Below are 14,255 nucleotides of genomic sequence, written 5' to 3' on the forward strand. Positions count from 1 at the left end.
TAGGGTTCGCACCGTACGCTCCGGCTATGTGAGAAAAGCTGACGAATTGAGGAAAATAACGCGATATTCAGCTTGGTCAAAGCCTTTTAGGATCGACGAATCTTCATTTTTCTCACAAAGGGAGTGCGCGAATGAGCAAGGTGGCTGAGATCCGGGGGCTGGAGGTGCTCGATAGTCGGGGGAATCCGACGGTGGAGGTGGAGGTCGTGCTCGACGACGGTGCGGTAGGCCGTGCCATTGTGCCGTCGGGGGCATCGACCGGCGCGCGCGAGGCCGTGGAGTTGCGCGATGCCGATCCGCGACGCTATTTGGGGCGAGGCGTGTTGCGGGCGGTTCAGGCCGTCAACACCGAGTTGTGTGAGGCACTGCTCGGGCGTGATGCCGGTGACCAACCCGAGATCGACACGATCATGATCGACCTCGACGGCACCCCGGATAAGCGTCGGCTTGGCGCCAATGCGTTGCTCGGCGTGTCCCTGGCCGTGGCTCACGCGGCTGCGATGTCGAATGGTCTGCCGCTGTTCGCCTATCTTGGCGGAGAGCGCGCTTCGTTGCTGCCCGTGCCGCTGATCAACGTGATCAATGGTGGAGCCCATGCCGACAATGCGCTCGATTTTCAGGAATTCATGATCGTGCCTGCCGGGGCACCGACCTTTACCGAGGCGGTACGTGCCAGCGCGGAGGTTTTCCATACGCTACGCGCCATGCTGAAGGCTGCCGGCTACACCACCAACGTGGGCGACGAGGGTGGCTTCGCGCCCGAATTTCACGCTGCCGAGGAGGCGTTGGACATTCTGGTCGCAGCCATCGCCAAGGCAGGCTATCGCCCCGGCGAGGACATCGCGCTGGCCATCGACCCTGCCGCCAGCGAGCTATATGTCAATGGCAGCTATGTCTATCAGGGCGAGGGCGTCGAGCGCTCGCGCGAGGAGCAGGTGGCCTATCTGGTACGCCTCGCGGACCGCTATCCGATTGTTTCGATCGAGGATGGCATGGCGGAAGACGATGCGATGGGCTGGCAATTGCTGACGCGGCAGCTCGGCAAGCGGTGCCAGCTTGTTGGCGACGATGTGTTCTGCACACATCCGACCTTGCTGAGGCAGGGGGTAGAGCAGGGCATGGCCAACGCCATCCTGGTCAAGGCCAACCAGATCGGCACGCTGAGCGAGATGCGCGAGACGGTTCGCGTGGCCCATGGTTACGCGTATTCGGCCGTGATGTCGCATCGTTCGGGTGAAACCGAGGATGTGACGATCGCCGACCTTGCTGTGGCGCTGCGATGCGGGCAGATCAAGACGGGGTCGATGTCGCGCGCGGATCGCACTGCCAAGTACAACCGCCTGCTGCGCATCGAGCGCGAGCTTGGGTCGCGTGCCGAGTACGCGGGCGCATTGCTGCGGCGCCGCTAGAGCACTAGAGCAGCGCGAAGCGCGCGGCCTGTGGCCCGATCACGGCGGGGCGGCTGACCGGGTAGCGATGGTGGTCGCCGCCATCGCTGAACGAGAGGTAGTCTGGCGTCCAGCGCAGCGCATGCAGTTGCCGGATCTCCACGCCGTCGACGAGAATTGCGCCGCTCTGCACCGTGACGCTCGCGCAAGGCAGGCGCAGCATCTCGGTATCGTCGCCGAAGTAGTGGGCTTCCAGCAGGATCGAGGCAGGCTGATAGGCGGGCATGGCAGGGCGGCGGAGAAGTGATGTTTCGGATATGTCTCGGAGATTTCCGATACTGTATGAATGTACAGTATATCGACCTTGTCCACCCATTGCACGTGCCGGATTCTGATTTTCATGGAGGACCGCGTGCGCGACGCGGGGCTGGCTTCGACGTCGCATTGGTGTAACCTGAAACGCAACGAAGCTCCGGACATCCGTCCGCAGACGGAGGTGCCGATGTTGCAGCGTGATGCGCAGTTCACGAGCAGGATCTGCTGGTTCGCGGCGGGCCTTCTGGCTGGCGCGTTGGCCGCCAGCCTGTGCGCCGCGCTAGGGATGCGCCGCGCGCGGCAAGTTGCCGATGACGATGACGCAGCCACGGCGCAGGACCCCCGCGCGATGGTGCGGGCGTCCATCTCGCCGGAAAGCGGTTCGGACATGTTCGAATACCGGGGGTTTGTCGTGCACCTGTTCTGGCAGGCGCTGGGCAGGGAACGATACAAGGCGTGGTGCGATATCTGGGAAGCCGGCGCGGTGGTGCAGGAGGCGGGTGGCCCGCCTGCCACGTACCCCACGGCCGCCGAGGCCCGCATGGCGGCCGGCGCATGGGCGCGGCACTGGGTCCAGAACAACGGCTAGGCCGCCACCGCAGGCGGGGCCGCATGTTACGATTCGCCGCAATTTCCGGAGTCGACAATGTTTGTTTGCCATAACCAGTCTTGCGGTGCGCGCTGGGCGCCCGACGAGGTGGATATCCACAACGAGGGGCAGGGCCCGCTTTTTCGCTGCCCGCTCTGCGGCGCGCGTAACCACCTGAAGGCCAATCAAGGGCGCGATGGCGCCGTCACCTACAAGCAGATTCCGCGCGAGCATGTCGCGAAGACGCCGCCCAGCGCCGAGGCGAAGCGCGCCACACCGCCGCGCCGGCGAAGCTGACTTCCCCTCCTAAGGGGGAGCGTTGCGGTTGCGGCTCAAGCCAGCGTGCACGGGGCCGTTAAGACAGCCATGGAAATCAGCGACCTATCCCACGACTCCGCTTCCAACGCCGAGGTCATCGGCTGGGCGGCCGCATCGCCGCAAGTCATCGCGCGCGTGCTCAATACCGCGCTCGCGGCGCAGGACCTGTCGGGCTTTGCCGCCCTGCTGTCCGACATTGCGCGCGATCGCGGGCTCAAGGGTGCGCGCGGCACGCACCAGTCGATCTACGACATGCCCTACGCCAGCCTGCTGCCACGGCAGAAGCATCTGCTGGCGGACGCGTTCGACCTGTTCCTGCGGCTTGGCCTCGAGTTTCGCGCGCGGGGCGGCGAGCCGGATGACCTTTCCGATGACGACGGCCTGGCGCCGCTGCGCGACATGGACGATGACGACGTCATCGATGACGAGGATCGTCACGCCTGAACCCACTGGTGGCAGCCGGATTCAGGCGCGTTCGAGCAAGCCAATCTCCCTGACCGCGACCGACAGCATCGACAAGGCCGCCACGCCTGAAACGCCCGAGGCGCGTTGGTCGGCCAGCATCTGGGCATAGCGATCCAGCGCCGCCTGACGGGTGCCGCGCCAGCCCTCGATGAGCGCCTGTGGGTCATCCGTGTCGCGCGACTGGCCCAGCACACTCGTCGTCAACGCCCGCTTGAGCCGACCCAGGTCGTCGAGCGTAGTCGTGCGTGCCAGCAGATCCCAGTGCGTCTCCGCGGGTAGAGACAACGCGCGCTCGCGCAGCCATCCGAAGTTGAGTTCGGTGTCCAGGGCGAAGTAGACCCCTGCCACGGCGCCAAGGCTGCGGCCACATGTTCCAGAGACCTCCGCGATGTCGAGCGCCGCCGCCGCGATATCGCTGGCCGCCACACGTAGCGCCAGATCTTCGTCGACGCCGGCTTCGGTCAGGGCCATGGCGCGTTCGGCCATGGCCTGCGATGGCTCGGGCGGCAGCAGCGTCGGCAATTGTGGCGTGAGCCAATGCGCCGCATCGACGAACCTGGCTGCGCCCGGCTCCACGGTACCGCCCGCGCGCAGATAGCGGATGAACCAGAGCGTGGCGCGTTCGAGCAGCCGCGCCAGATCGCCGAACATGCGCGCCTGCACGGCGTCTTCGACGCGATTGTCGAGCCCGTCGATCCGTTCCCATAGCCCGGTAAGCCCGAACACATCGCGGGCCAGCAGACAGGCGCGCACGATGTCAGCGGGCCGCGCGTCGGTTTCCTCCATCTGGTGATGGACGAACGTGGCACCGACGCGGTTCACCAGCATGTTGGTCAGGTGCGTGGCCAGGATCTCGCGCCGCAGCGGATGGCGCTGCATGGCCTCCGCGTAGCGCTGGCGTAGCGGCTGCGGGAAGTAGTCGGCCAGCAGCCCGGCCACGAGCACATCCTCGGGGATATCGGACGCAAGCAGTTCGTCGTAGAGCCACATCTTGCTGTAGGCCAGCAGCACCGCGCGTTCGGGTGATGTCAGCCCGGCGCCCAGCGCCTTGCGTTCGGTGATGTCCTCGTCCGTGGGCAGAAACTCGAGCGGCCGGTTGAGACGGCCCGCGCGTTCCAGCCAGCGGATCAGCCGCGCTTCGGCATCGACCAGCACCGGCGCCACGCGGCCCGCGACCGAGAGCGCCTGGGTCTGGAAGTAATTGTCCTGCAGCACCAGCAGGCCAACCTCGTCGGTCATCTCGGCCAGCAGCTTGTTGCGTTGCTTCTCGGTCATCTCGCCATCGGCCACTACGATGCCAAGCAGGATCTTGATATTCACCTCGTGGTCGGAGCAGTCGACGCCGGCGGAATTGTCAATGGCATCCGTATTGATACGGCCGCCGTGGCGGGCAAACTCGATACGCCCGAGCTGGGTGAAACCGAGGTTCCCGCCTTCGCCCACCACCTTGCAGCGCAGTTCGTTGCCGTTGACACGTACCGGGTCGTTGGCGCGATCGCCGGCTTGCTGGTGGGTTTCGGTACTCGCCTTGACGTAGGTGCCGATGCCGCCGTTGTAGAGCAGATCCACCGGTGCCATCAGGATCGCGTGGATCAATTCGGCGGGAGGCAGCGATGCCGCCGTGATGCCGAGCACGGCCTGTACCTGCGGCGAGAGCGCGATCGTCTTGGCTGTGCGTGGATAGATGCCGCCACCTGCGGAAATCAGCGTGGCGTCGTAATCGGCCCAGCTCGAACGCGGCAGATCGAACATGCGCGCGCGCTCGGCCAGGCTCTTCGCGCAGTCCGGATCCGGGTCAAGGAAGATATGGCGATGGTCGAACGCGGCCACGAGTTTGATGTGGGGAGATAGCAGCATGCCGTTGCCGAACACGTCGCCAGACATGTCGCCAACGCCGACCACCGTGAACGGCGTGGCCTGGATATCGGTGCCCATTTCCCGAAAGTGCCGCTTGACGCTTTCCCACGCGCCGCGCGCGGTGATGCCCATCTTCTTGTGGTCGTAGCCAACCGATCCACCGGAGGCGAAGGCGTCGTCGAGCCAGAAACCGTATTCGGCCGAGATGGCGTTCGCATAGTCCGAGAACGTAGCCGTGCCCTTGTCGGCTGCCACCACGAGGTATGGGTCCGAATCGTCATGACGCACCACCTCGGGTGGCGGCACGAGGTTGCCGGAGACGAGGTTGTCGGTCAGGTCGAGCAGGCCGCGCAGGAAGGTCTGGTAGCAGGCCACGCCTTCGGCGAGGAACGCATCGCGATCGGTGGGCGGCGGCGGCCGCTTGACGACGAAGCCGCCCTTCGAGCCGACCGGCACGATGACCGTGTTCTTGACCATCTGCGCCTTCATCAGGCCCAGCACCTCGGTGCGGAAATCCTCGCGCCGGTCCGACCATCGCAATCCGCCACGCGCCACGCGTCCGCCGCGCAGGTGCACGCCCTCCACCCGTGGCGAGTAGACCCAGATCTCGAACATCGGTCGCGGCTCGGGCAGCCCCTGTACCAGCGCCGGATTGAACTTGAACGAAATGTAGGGGCGTGGATGACCGTCCGCGTCGTGATGGAAGTAATTGGTGCGCACAGTTGCGCTGATTACGTTGAGGAACAGCCGCAGGATGCGATCCTCGTCGAGATTCGGCACCTGGTCGAGCGCGGATTCGATATCGGCCAGCAGCTTGCGGCAGCGGGCATCGTCGGGTGTGCCGGCGGCGGCAACGGCCGGGTCGAAGCGGGAGACGAACAGCGAGACCAGCATCGCCGCGATACGCGGGTTTGCCGCCAGCGCCTGTTCGATATAGGCATTGCTGAACGTGGAGCCCACCTGGCGCAGGTACTTGGCGTAGGCGCGCAGGATCGTCACGTCCCGCGCGGCAAGGCCCGCCCGCAGCACCAGCCGGTTGAAGTCGTCGTTCTCGATCTCGCCATTCCAGGCGCGTCCGAAAGCGTCTTCGAACAGCGGCTTGGCGCGCTCGATCTCGATATCGACTGGCTGGCCCTCATGGTCGGCGGCGATCTCCAGGCCGAAGTCGTGGATCCATATCGGGTCGCCGGCGTCGGGTTCGATCAGATAGGGACGTTCCTCGTCGACGCGCACGCCCAGGTGTTCGAGCATGGGCAGGCTTGCCGACAGCGCGATCGGCAGGCCGGCGCGGAATACCTTGAAGCGGAACGCGCCAGGGGCGGCTTCAATCGGGCGATACAGGTTCATGGCCAGTCCGTTCGGATGCTGGCGCGCGTGCTCCATCAGTTCGATATCGCGCACGGCGGTACGCGCGGGATAGTCCTCGCGATAGCCTGCCGGGAACGAGTCGCCATAGCGGCGCAGCAACCTGTTGCCGTGCTCCTCTCCGCGCGTCTCGTGCAGCGCGGCGGACAGGTCGTCCTGCCAGCGGCGCGTGGCCTGCACGATCCGCTCTTCGAGCTCGCGGGTATCGGCCTCCGGCATCGTGCCGGGCTGCCCGCGCACCGTGATCTGGATACGTGCCAGCGGGGATTCGGACAGTAGTGGCGTGAATTCGCAGCCCGTGCCGTTGAACGCCTGCATCAGCAACTTCTGGATGCGCTGGCGCAGGTCGGTGTTGTACTTGTCGCGCGGTACGAACACCAGGCAGGAGATGAAGCGGTCGAAGCGGTCGCGCCGAACGAACAGGCGCGTGCGCTGGTGTTCCTGCAGCCGCAGGATGCCGAGTGTGATGTCGAACAGCTCGTCTTCGTCGGCCTGGAACATGTCGTCGCGTGGGTACTGTTCCAGGATGGTGATCAAGGACTTGTACAGATGGCCCTTTGTCAGGAAGCCGGCGCGCGACAGGATGTTGGCGCACTTGCGGCGTACCAGCGGGATCTCGCTGGTGCTGACCATGTAGGCCGTGGACGTGTACAGGCCCACGAAACGGCGTTCGCCGAACAGCTTGCCGTTAGCGTCTAGCAGCTTGACCCCGACGTAGTCGAGGTAGCCGGGTCGATGCACCGTGGCGCGCGAATTGGCCTTGGTCAGGAAGATCGGCGTGGCGCCTTCGATGACGCTGCGGGCGGCCGCGGGCAGGGACGTGAGGTCTTCCGCCGCAGGGTCGCGCAGGGCCTCGCGCAGAATGCCCGCGCCGGAGCCGGGCACGCCGCGCAGCCAGAACTGGCCATCGCGCGAGATCAGCTCGTAGTCGCGATGCCCGAGGAACGTGAAGTGGTCGTCCAGCATCCATTCCAGGAACGCGCGTGCTTCCACCGACTCCGGCGTGGCGGCATCTGGGGCCTGGGCCATGCCGCCGATTGTGTCGCGCGCAATCTGTTGCATGCGCGGCCAGTCTTCCACGGCTACCCGCACATCGCCGAGGACGCGCGCGATGGCATTGCGCAAGGCTTCGAGTTGCGTGGCCTCGCCTGTGCGGTCGACTTCGAAATGGATGAACGATTCGAGCCGGCAGTTGGTGGCGCCCATCTCGCCCCCGCCAAGGCCGATGCTCTCGATGCCGCCGCGCGTGTCGCGGCAGACGCGAAAGACCGGGTGGATGGCCGAGTGCAGCGTCAGTCCGTGCCGGTTGATCTCCGTGGTGACCGAATCGACCAGGAACGGCATGTCGTCGTTGACGATCTCGACAATGGAGTGGTCCGAGTGCCAGCCGTGTTCCTCGAGGTTCGGGTTGTAGACGCGCAATCGAGCGGTGCCCGGCACGAACTTCTGCGCCGTCTGCCAGTGCGCCATGACGGCGCCGTAGAGATCGGCCACGTTGCGTGCGAGCAGGTCCTCGCCATCGGCCAGGTCGTAGTAGTGCCGCAGCAGGGGTTCGACGATCCCGAACGTCGCAGCCGGCAGCCGTTCGTGCGCGAACGCGACCAACTCATCCAGCAACTGCGCAACCTTTTCTTCGTTTTCCGGGGGCATGGCGTCTCCTCGGCGGCGTGCCGGTGCATGATCACACTGTAGGAAAGAATTGCCTTGCCCGGGTGACAAAACAGAAACGCCCCGCGCGGGGCGGGGCGTCATGGCTGCGGTGCGGGTCGGTCAGGCAGCGATAGCCTGTTGCGCGACGCGGCGGAGTTCGTCCGGCACGACCATCGACATCTCGTCGCGTTCCCACGCCGCATGGCGAATATGGCGCGCAACGTGGTCTTCCAGCGTGGTGGTCATGCGATGCAGCAAGCTGCTTAGCGCCGCGCGCTCCGAGGTGCTGAACTGGCCAGCGGATACCGAGTGCAGGGCCTTGATGGCCTGCGCCGCGCGTTTCATCCGCGCGACCGACGCCGGCGCGATGCGCGGCGTGCCGTCCGCATCGAAACTGAGCCAGCCATCGTCGCCCAGTTCGCGCAGCATATGCTCGCTCTGCGCGACATCGAGAAAGATGGCGGTTTCGCACGGCTTGCCGCGTACGAATTCCTCGTGGCGGATTGCCCGCAACAGCAGCCATTTGGGATAGGTCAGCCCCGATACGCCCAGGGTCTGTTCAAGCGCGCCTTGCCAGGCCGTGACGGCCTCGACCAGCGCGAGCACTACGGGTTCGTGGGTATCGAGTGCTTTGGGCTGCATTAGCTCAGGTCTCCCATATTAGGGTTGCCGCCTGATGCAATCTGGGCCGGTGCATTGGCCGGCCCGGGCGGCTTGGGTGCCTGCCTCTCAACGCGGGCAGGTCACGCCTGGTACTGCTTGAAATCATTGGTAGGCCGAACACTAGCAGCAATGTAGAGACATTGGTGTGACAGGTCGGGTATGTCCTAGTCAGTCTTTTGGATGAGGCGAACCGGGCGCCGCCTGGTGCGCTGGAAGGGGGCGGGAAACCTGCGTGACAGCGGCAACGCAGTGACGGATCTCAATCGCGTGGGAGCGACGGATAATTCACTCGTGGGAGGCGGGGAAGCGGTAATGCGGAAGGGGTAATGCGGGAGGGAAGAGAAACATGGCCCCCGCCTGAGAACGGGGGCCATGAAGGACGACGCTTACTGCTTCTTGGCGCCGTCGGTGTACGGGTCGAACTTGCCGGATTTCGCGCCGTCAGTGTACGGATCGAACTTGCCAGACTTCGCCCCGTCAGTGTACGGGTCAGCCTTCTTGCCCGGAGCCAGTTCCGACTTGGTCGACTTCTTGGCGCCTTCGGTGTACGGATCGAACTTGCCGGACTTGGCCGCGCTCTTGTTCGGGTTGGCCTTGTCCTTCGAGTGGGCCCCGCTGTAAAGATCGCCGCCGTCCGTGTAGTTCTTCTGCGCATGGGCCAGTTGCATGGTGCCCAAGGCAGCCAGGGCGGCAACAACCAGCGTCGGTACGGTCTTCTTCAGCATCATCATCCTCACAGGTAACCGCCGGGCTTACGGGCCCGGCAAATAGGAAAAAAATGACTTCATCTGTACTGTACCGGTGATCGTGGACACTCGCCTAGCGAAAGTTGTAGTAACAATGTTCAGGCGGCGAGACAGCCACGTCACAAGGCCTGCATACGGTACTTATTGCGCCATTTACTCCAGGGTAATGTTCTGATCGACGGCGATCTTCTTGCGCAGTTCCAGTTCACGCTTGATCTGTGCCGCGTACTGTTGCGGCGTGTTGCCGTCGGGGTAGGCACCGGCGTCGTGCAGACGCTTCTTCACATTGGGATCCTGCAGGGCCTTGACCGCCGCATCGTGCACCTTGGTGATGATGGCAGCAGGGGTGCCCGCCGGGGCCACCAGGCCATACCAGGCCATGTTGTTCATGTCCTTCATGCCTTCTTCCGCGAACGTCGGCACGTTGGGCAGGCCTTCCACGCGCCTCGGCGCGGCGACGGCCAGGGCGCGCAGCTTGTCGCTCTGGATGAACGGCATCGACGACGGCAGGTTGTCGAACTGCGCGTTGACCTGTCCGGCCAGCGTGTCATTCAGCGCCGGGCCCGATCCACGGTACGGGATGTGGACCATATCGGTCTTGGTGATGTACTTGAACAGCTCGCCATCCAGGTGCGAGATGCTGCCCTTGCCAGCCGACGCATAGCTGTACTTGCCGGGGTTCGATTTCACCAGGGCAATGAACTCCTTCAGGTTCTTTGCGGGCACCTTCGGGTTCACGGTCAGCACGTTCGGCACGTTCACCAGGTTGGTGATCGGCGCGAAGTCCTTGATCGGGTCGTACGGGTTCTTGGGGTTGGTGGCCGGATTGGTAGCCATCGTGCTGACCGTGGCGATACCCAGCGTATAGCCATCAGGCGCGGACTTGGCCAGCGCATCGGCGCCGATCGCGCCGCCGCCGCCGCCGCGGTTTTCCACCACCACTGGCTGACCCAGTTCACGGCCGATCGCATCGGACACGGCGCGGCCAACGATATCCGTGGTACCGCCGGCGGCGAATGGCACGATCAGGCGGATCGGCTTGGTCGGATACGCTTGCGCGTGGGCGATGCCGGTCTGGGTCAGGCCGAGGACGGCGAGGGCGGCGATGGCGCCCGTATTCAGAACTGCTTTCAAAAGATGCCTCCAGGTGTTGCTAGTACGTGTTGCTAGTTGTGCTGGTTCCGCAATACGGAACTTCGTTCCGTGATGTGCGTCGACGGGCATTCAACCGTGAAATGGCGGGGGCGGGGAATCGGGGAGAACCCGTGGGTGCGCGCGTGAGAGCGTAGCGGGTGAGCAATGACGCGCATATGAAGCAGGAAGCGCTGCGGGAGCGCCAATGCAAAAGGCCGAAAGCAATGCTGCTTTCGGCCTTTTCTGAATTCGCTGGTGGGGCGTGAGTGACTCGAACACTCGACCTACGGATTAAGAGTCCGCTGCTCTACCAACTGAGCTAACGCCCCAACGAAGAAAGAGATTCTAGCAAGGTACCGAATACTGCGCAAGCCCTTGTTCGCAATTTTTTCATCGGCATGTCAGGTGCCGCTTACAATGCGCCCACTGTCTCAATGGCTCCCATCCGTCATGCACGCCCGTGTCCTGCGCTATCTCGATGAAGTCGTGCGCCGTGGTTCGATCCGTCGCGCCGCCGAGCATCTGCACGTGGCGCCAACTGCGATCAACCGGCAGATCCTTGAGTTGGAGGCGGAGTTGGGGGCACCGCTGTTCGACCGGATCAACCGCCGCCTGCACCTGACGCCGTTGGGTGAGATGGTGCTCGCTCACGTGCGGCAGACGCTGCGCGAGCATGAGGCGCTGCAGGCGCGCGTTGCCGAGATCAAGGGCGCGCGGCGCGGCATGGTCACGGTTGCGACCACGTCGGGTCTGGCGGGCTCCCTGCTGCCATCTCTCGTGCACGACTTCCGCCAGCATCACCCTGGCATCGTGGTGCGTGTGGCGGACCTGCCCGTGGCCGGCATCGTGGCGGCGGTGGAGCAGGGCGACGCAGACCTGGGGCTCGGCTACGACTTGCCGGAGGTGGCGGCGTTCCGCGTGATGGCCAGCCGTGACTGGTCGATTGGCGCGGTGGTGGCGCCGGGGCATCCCCTGGCCACGCAGCCGTCGACACGGCTGGCGGAGTGCGCCGGCTATCCATTGATCCTCCCGGCGCCTTCGCTGTCGATCCGCGCGCTCGTCGACGACGCCTTCGCGCGCCAGTCGGTCGAGGTGACGTCCGCTGTGGAATCGACCTCGGTCGTGTTGATCCAGCGACTCGCGGCGGCCGGGGCCGGTGTGGCGCTGCTCAATCCGCTCGATGTGATGGATGAGCGCGCGCGTGGCGCCGTGGTCTTCGTGCCGCTGCGCGACAGCGATCTACGGCAGCAAGCGTTGAGGATGGTTGCGCGGGCGCGGGCGCCGCTGAGTCCCGCAGCCGAACTGATGGCGGAGCGTATCGGCACCGCGCTGGACGGCCTGTTCCGTTAATTCCGCCCGTCAACGGTTCACGATCCAGGTGTCCTCATTTTGTGGACACCAAGCGCGAAATTCTGCGCTTTGGGTGCGTACTGGCGTTGCGTAGACTGCGCAACGTTCACAACCGATGCACATCACTATGACTTTGATCCTTCAGCACGCCGACGTACTCGTCACCATGGACGCGCAGCGGCGCGAAATTGCCGATGGCGCGCTGGTCGCGAACGGGCCGGCGGTGGAGTGGGTGGGGCCCACGGCCGAGTTGCCCGAGCAATACCGTCGGCTTGTCGACGAGGGGCGCGCCGAGGTTGTCGATATGCGCGGGCATGTGGTCATGCCCGGGCTGGTCAACACCCATCACCATATGTACCAGAGCCTGACGCGCGCCGTGCCTGCCGCGCAGGATGCCGAGTTGTTCGGGTGGCTGACCAATCTCTACATGCTCTGGTCGCACCTGACGCCGGAGATGATCCGCGTGTCGACCCAGACCGCGATGGCCGAACTGATGCTGTCCGGATGCACGACTACCAGCGATCACCTGTACCTCTATCCAAATGGATCGCGCCTGGACGATTCGATCGACGCGGCGCGCCAGATCGGCATGCGTTTTCACGCGGCACGCGGTTCGATGAGTGTCGGCCGTAGCCAGGGTGGCCTGCCGCCCGATGTCGTCGTGGAAACCGAGGCAGCGATCTTGCGCGACAGCCAGCGGCTGGTCGAGCAGTATCACGATGCGTCGCGGCACGCGATGCTGCGTGTGGTGCTGGCCCCGTGCTCGCCGTTCTCAGTGTCGCGCGACCTGATGAGGGAGTCCGCGAAGATGGCGCGCCACTACGGGGTGTCGCTGCATACTCACCTTGCGGAGAACGACAACGACATTGCCTACTCGCGCGAGAAATTCGGCATGACGCCCGCGCAGTACGCGGAGGATCTGGGCTGGGTTGGGCACGATGTCTGGCACGCGCACTGCGTGAAGCTCGATGAGGAAGGGGTGGCGTTGTTCGCCCGTACCGGCACGGGCGTGGCGCATTGCCCTTGTTCCAACATGCGGCTGGCTTCTGGCATCGCGCCGATTCGCCGGATGCGTGACGCCGGCGTGCCCGTGGGGCTCGGCGTCGGCGGCAGCGCATCGAACGACGGCGCGCACATGCTTGGCGAAGCCCGTCAGGCGATGCTGCTGCAGCGGGTCGGGTACGGCCCGGCCGCGATGAGCGCGCGCGAGGCGCTCGAGATTGCCACGCTTGGCGGGGCCAAGGTGCTGAATCGGGATGACATTGGCGCGCTCGCGCCGGGTATGTCGGCGGATATCGTCGCCTTCGATATGTCGGGCGTCGGCTACGCTGGAGCTGGGCACGATCCGGTGGCGGCCCTGGTGTTCTGCACGCCGGGCAATGTGTCGATGAGCGTTATCAATGGCCGCGTGGTGATTCGCGATGGACATCTGCTGACCGCGGATCTGCCGAACGTGCTGTCGGATCATCGGCGCCTGGCGCGCACGCTGTTCGAGCGTGCGCAGGCGGCGGGTGCATGATTCGTTGAAAGCGCTCGGCGTTTGATGAGCGGATGACATCAAACGCCGGTCGATGCCGGAGCTGGTGTGCAGCGATGGCGCATGCGCTGGATGACACTGGCGCGACATCGGCGACTCGGGGCTCGGCGCATTGAGGTGCACCAAGCCACCAAAGCAAAAGGCCGGAAGCATTGCTGCTTCCGGCCTTTTTGGTGTCTGGTGGGGCGTGAGTGACTCGAACACTCGACCTACGGATTAAGAGTCCGCTGCTCTACCAACTGAGCTAACGCCCCGACGAAGACCGAGATTCTAGCAGCATTTTTGGCTTTGTCAAATCTTTAATGAGAGATTCTTCCACTAGCCTGCACATCGCCCTGACATATACGGCTGACATGCTCGTGCCCCGCGATGGGAAATCGTCCGACATCGTGACGAGCATTGAGACACATCGCATTCTCAAATTTCCACGCATGGGATCGAAGACGATTTCCGCCAAGCCATGTTAGGATGCTTTTCCACTTGCATATTGGAGGGCTGTGATGATGGAAATCAAATTCCAGGAGCAAGACCGCTACGACATCAACAACGAAGGTTTGCTGTTCCACGCGATTGTCGATGGTGAGCAAGTGACATGTGTCGTAACACGCGAGGCGCTGTGGGAAGGCTTTAGTGCCGACCAGGTGCTGTCGCTCGAAGAGGCGTTCCGTGCTGGTCGTGAAACGATCGAGCGCGCGGCCTTGGTGCTGATAGAGCAGGGCGTGCCGCAACCTATCGTGGTCAAGCGCGCGCACGTGGCGCCGGTCTGACCCGGCGGCGCACCCCTCCGCCGCCGGCTTCGGCTACGTCTCACGCGTAGACCGGCCGGCGCGCTCACATACCTACCGTCTTTCGTCTTACATCAACGTCTGGTTGTTCCG

Annotated in this window: 12 protein-coding genes and 2 tRNA genes; 7 read left to right on the forward strand and 7 right to left on the reverse strand. The window is 64.4% G+C overall.

What is annotated here, in order from left to right; genetic code table 11:
* Nucleotides 1-131: 131 nt before the first annotated feature.
* Nucleotides 132-1,409, forward strand: coding sequence for a phosphopyruvate hydratase (gene eno / locus RMET_RS05925; protein WP_011515956.1), 1,278 nt, complete (start codon nt 132-134; stop codon nt 1,407-1,409).
* A 4-nt stretch (nt 1,410-1,413) separates the two neighbouring features.
* Here the strand turns inward: eno and RMET_RS05930 are convergent, their stop codons facing one another.
* Nucleotides 1,414-1,674: a hypothetical protein gene (locus RMET_RS05930; RefSeq protein ID WP_011515957.1), complete on the reverse strand. Its 261-nt coding sequence runs from the start codon at nt 1,672-1,674 to the stop codon at nt 1,414-1,416.
* A gap of 114 nt (nt 1,675-1,788) precedes the next feature.
* Between RMET_RS05930 and RMET_RS05935 the strand changes: the two genes are divergently transcribed.
* The 3 genes from RMET_RS05935 (at nt 1,789) to RMET_RS05945 (ending at nt 3,054) form a co-directional block, all read left to right on the forward strand.
* Nucleotides 1,789-2,292, forward strand: coding sequence for a hypothetical protein (locus RMET_RS05935; protein WP_035822627.1), 504 nt, complete (start codon nt 1,789-1,791; stop codon nt 2,290-2,292).
* A 57-nt stretch (nt 2,293-2,349) separates the two neighbouring features.
* Nucleotides 2,350-2,589 (forward strand): hypothetical protein, encoded by a 240-nt coding sequence (locus RMET_RS05940; protein ID WP_011515959.1) that lies wholly within the window; start codon nt 2,350-2,352, stop codon nt 2,587-2,589.
* Between the two features lie 69 nt (nt 2,590-2,658).
* On the forward strand, nt 2,659-3,054 hold the full coding sequence (locus RMET_RS05945; protein WP_011515960.1) for a hypothetical protein: 396 nt from the start codon (nt 2,659-2,661) through the stop codon (nt 3,052-3,054).
* 21 nt (nt 3,055-3,075) lie between these two features.
* Here the strand turns inward: RMET_RS05945 and RMET_RS05950 are convergent, their stop codons facing one another.
* The 5 genes from RMET_RS05950 to RMET_RS05970 form a co-directional block, all read right to left on the reverse strand.
* Nucleotides 3,076-7,947 (reverse strand): NAD-glutamate dehydrogenase, encoded by a 4,872-nt coding sequence (locus RMET_RS05950; protein WP_011515961.1) that lies wholly within the window; start codon nt 7,945-7,947, stop codon nt 3,076-3,078.
* A gap of 120 nt (nt 7,948-8,067) precedes the next feature.
* Nucleotides 8,068-8,589, reverse strand: coding sequence for a hypothetical protein (locus tag RMET_RS05955; RefSeq protein WP_011515962.1), 522 nt, complete (start codon nt 8,587-8,589; stop codon nt 8,068-8,070).
* A 407-nt stretch (nt 8,590-8,996) separates the two neighbouring features.
* A complete protein-coding gene (locus RMET_RS05960; protein WP_011515963.1) occupies nt 8,997-9,335 on the reverse strand; it encodes a hypothetical protein in 339 nt (112 codons plus the stop codon).
* A gap of 174 nt (nt 9,336-9,509) precedes the next feature.
* The gene (locus RMET_RS05965; protein ID WP_029310209.1) at nt 9,510-10,490 is read right to left on the reverse strand and encodes a Bug family tripartite tricarboxylate transporter substrate binding protein; all 981 of its coding nucleotides are present in this window, start codon (nt 10,488-10,490) and stop codon (nt 9,510-9,512) included.
* A 253-nt stretch (nt 10,491-10,743) separates the two neighbouring features.
* Nucleotides 10,744-10,819, reverse strand: a tRNA-Lys gene (locus RMET_RS05970).
* 121 nt (nt 10,820-10,940) lie between these two features.
* On the opposite strand from RMET_RS05970, the gene RMET_RS05975 reads away from it, so the two are divergent.
* Nucleotides 10,941-11,840 (forward strand): LysR family transcriptional regulator, encoded by a 900-nt coding sequence (locus tag RMET_RS05975; RefSeq protein WP_029310380.1) that lies wholly within the window; start codon nt 10,941-10,943, stop codon nt 11,838-11,840.
* 127 nt (nt 11,841-11,967) lie between these two features.
* Nucleotides 11,968-13,359, forward strand: a complete 1,392-nt coding sequence (locus RMET_RS05980; RefSeq protein ID WP_029310379.1) for an 8-oxoguanine deaminase — start codon at nt 11,968-11,970, stop codon at nt 13,357-13,359.
* 196 nt (nt 13,360-13,555) lie between these two features.
* Here the strand turns inward: RMET_RS05980 and RMET_RS05985 are convergent.
* A tRNA-Lys gene (locus tag RMET_RS05985) sits at nt 13,556-13,631 on the reverse strand.
* Between the two features lie 249 nt (nt 13,632-13,880).
* Between RMET_RS05985 and RMET_RS05990 the strand changes: the two genes are divergently transcribed.
* Entirely contained in the window at nt 13,881-14,144 is a 264-nt protein-coding gene (locus RMET_RS05990; RefSeq protein ID WP_008650441.1) for a DUF1488 family protein, read from the forward strand.
* Nucleotides 14,145-14,255: the final 111 nt, after the last annotated feature.

It is taken from the genome of Cupriavidus metallidurans CH34, assembly GCF_000196015.1.
GTDB lineage: Bacteria > Pseudomonadota > Gammaproteobacteria > Burkholderiales > Burkholderiaceae > Cupriavidus > Cupriavidus metallidurans.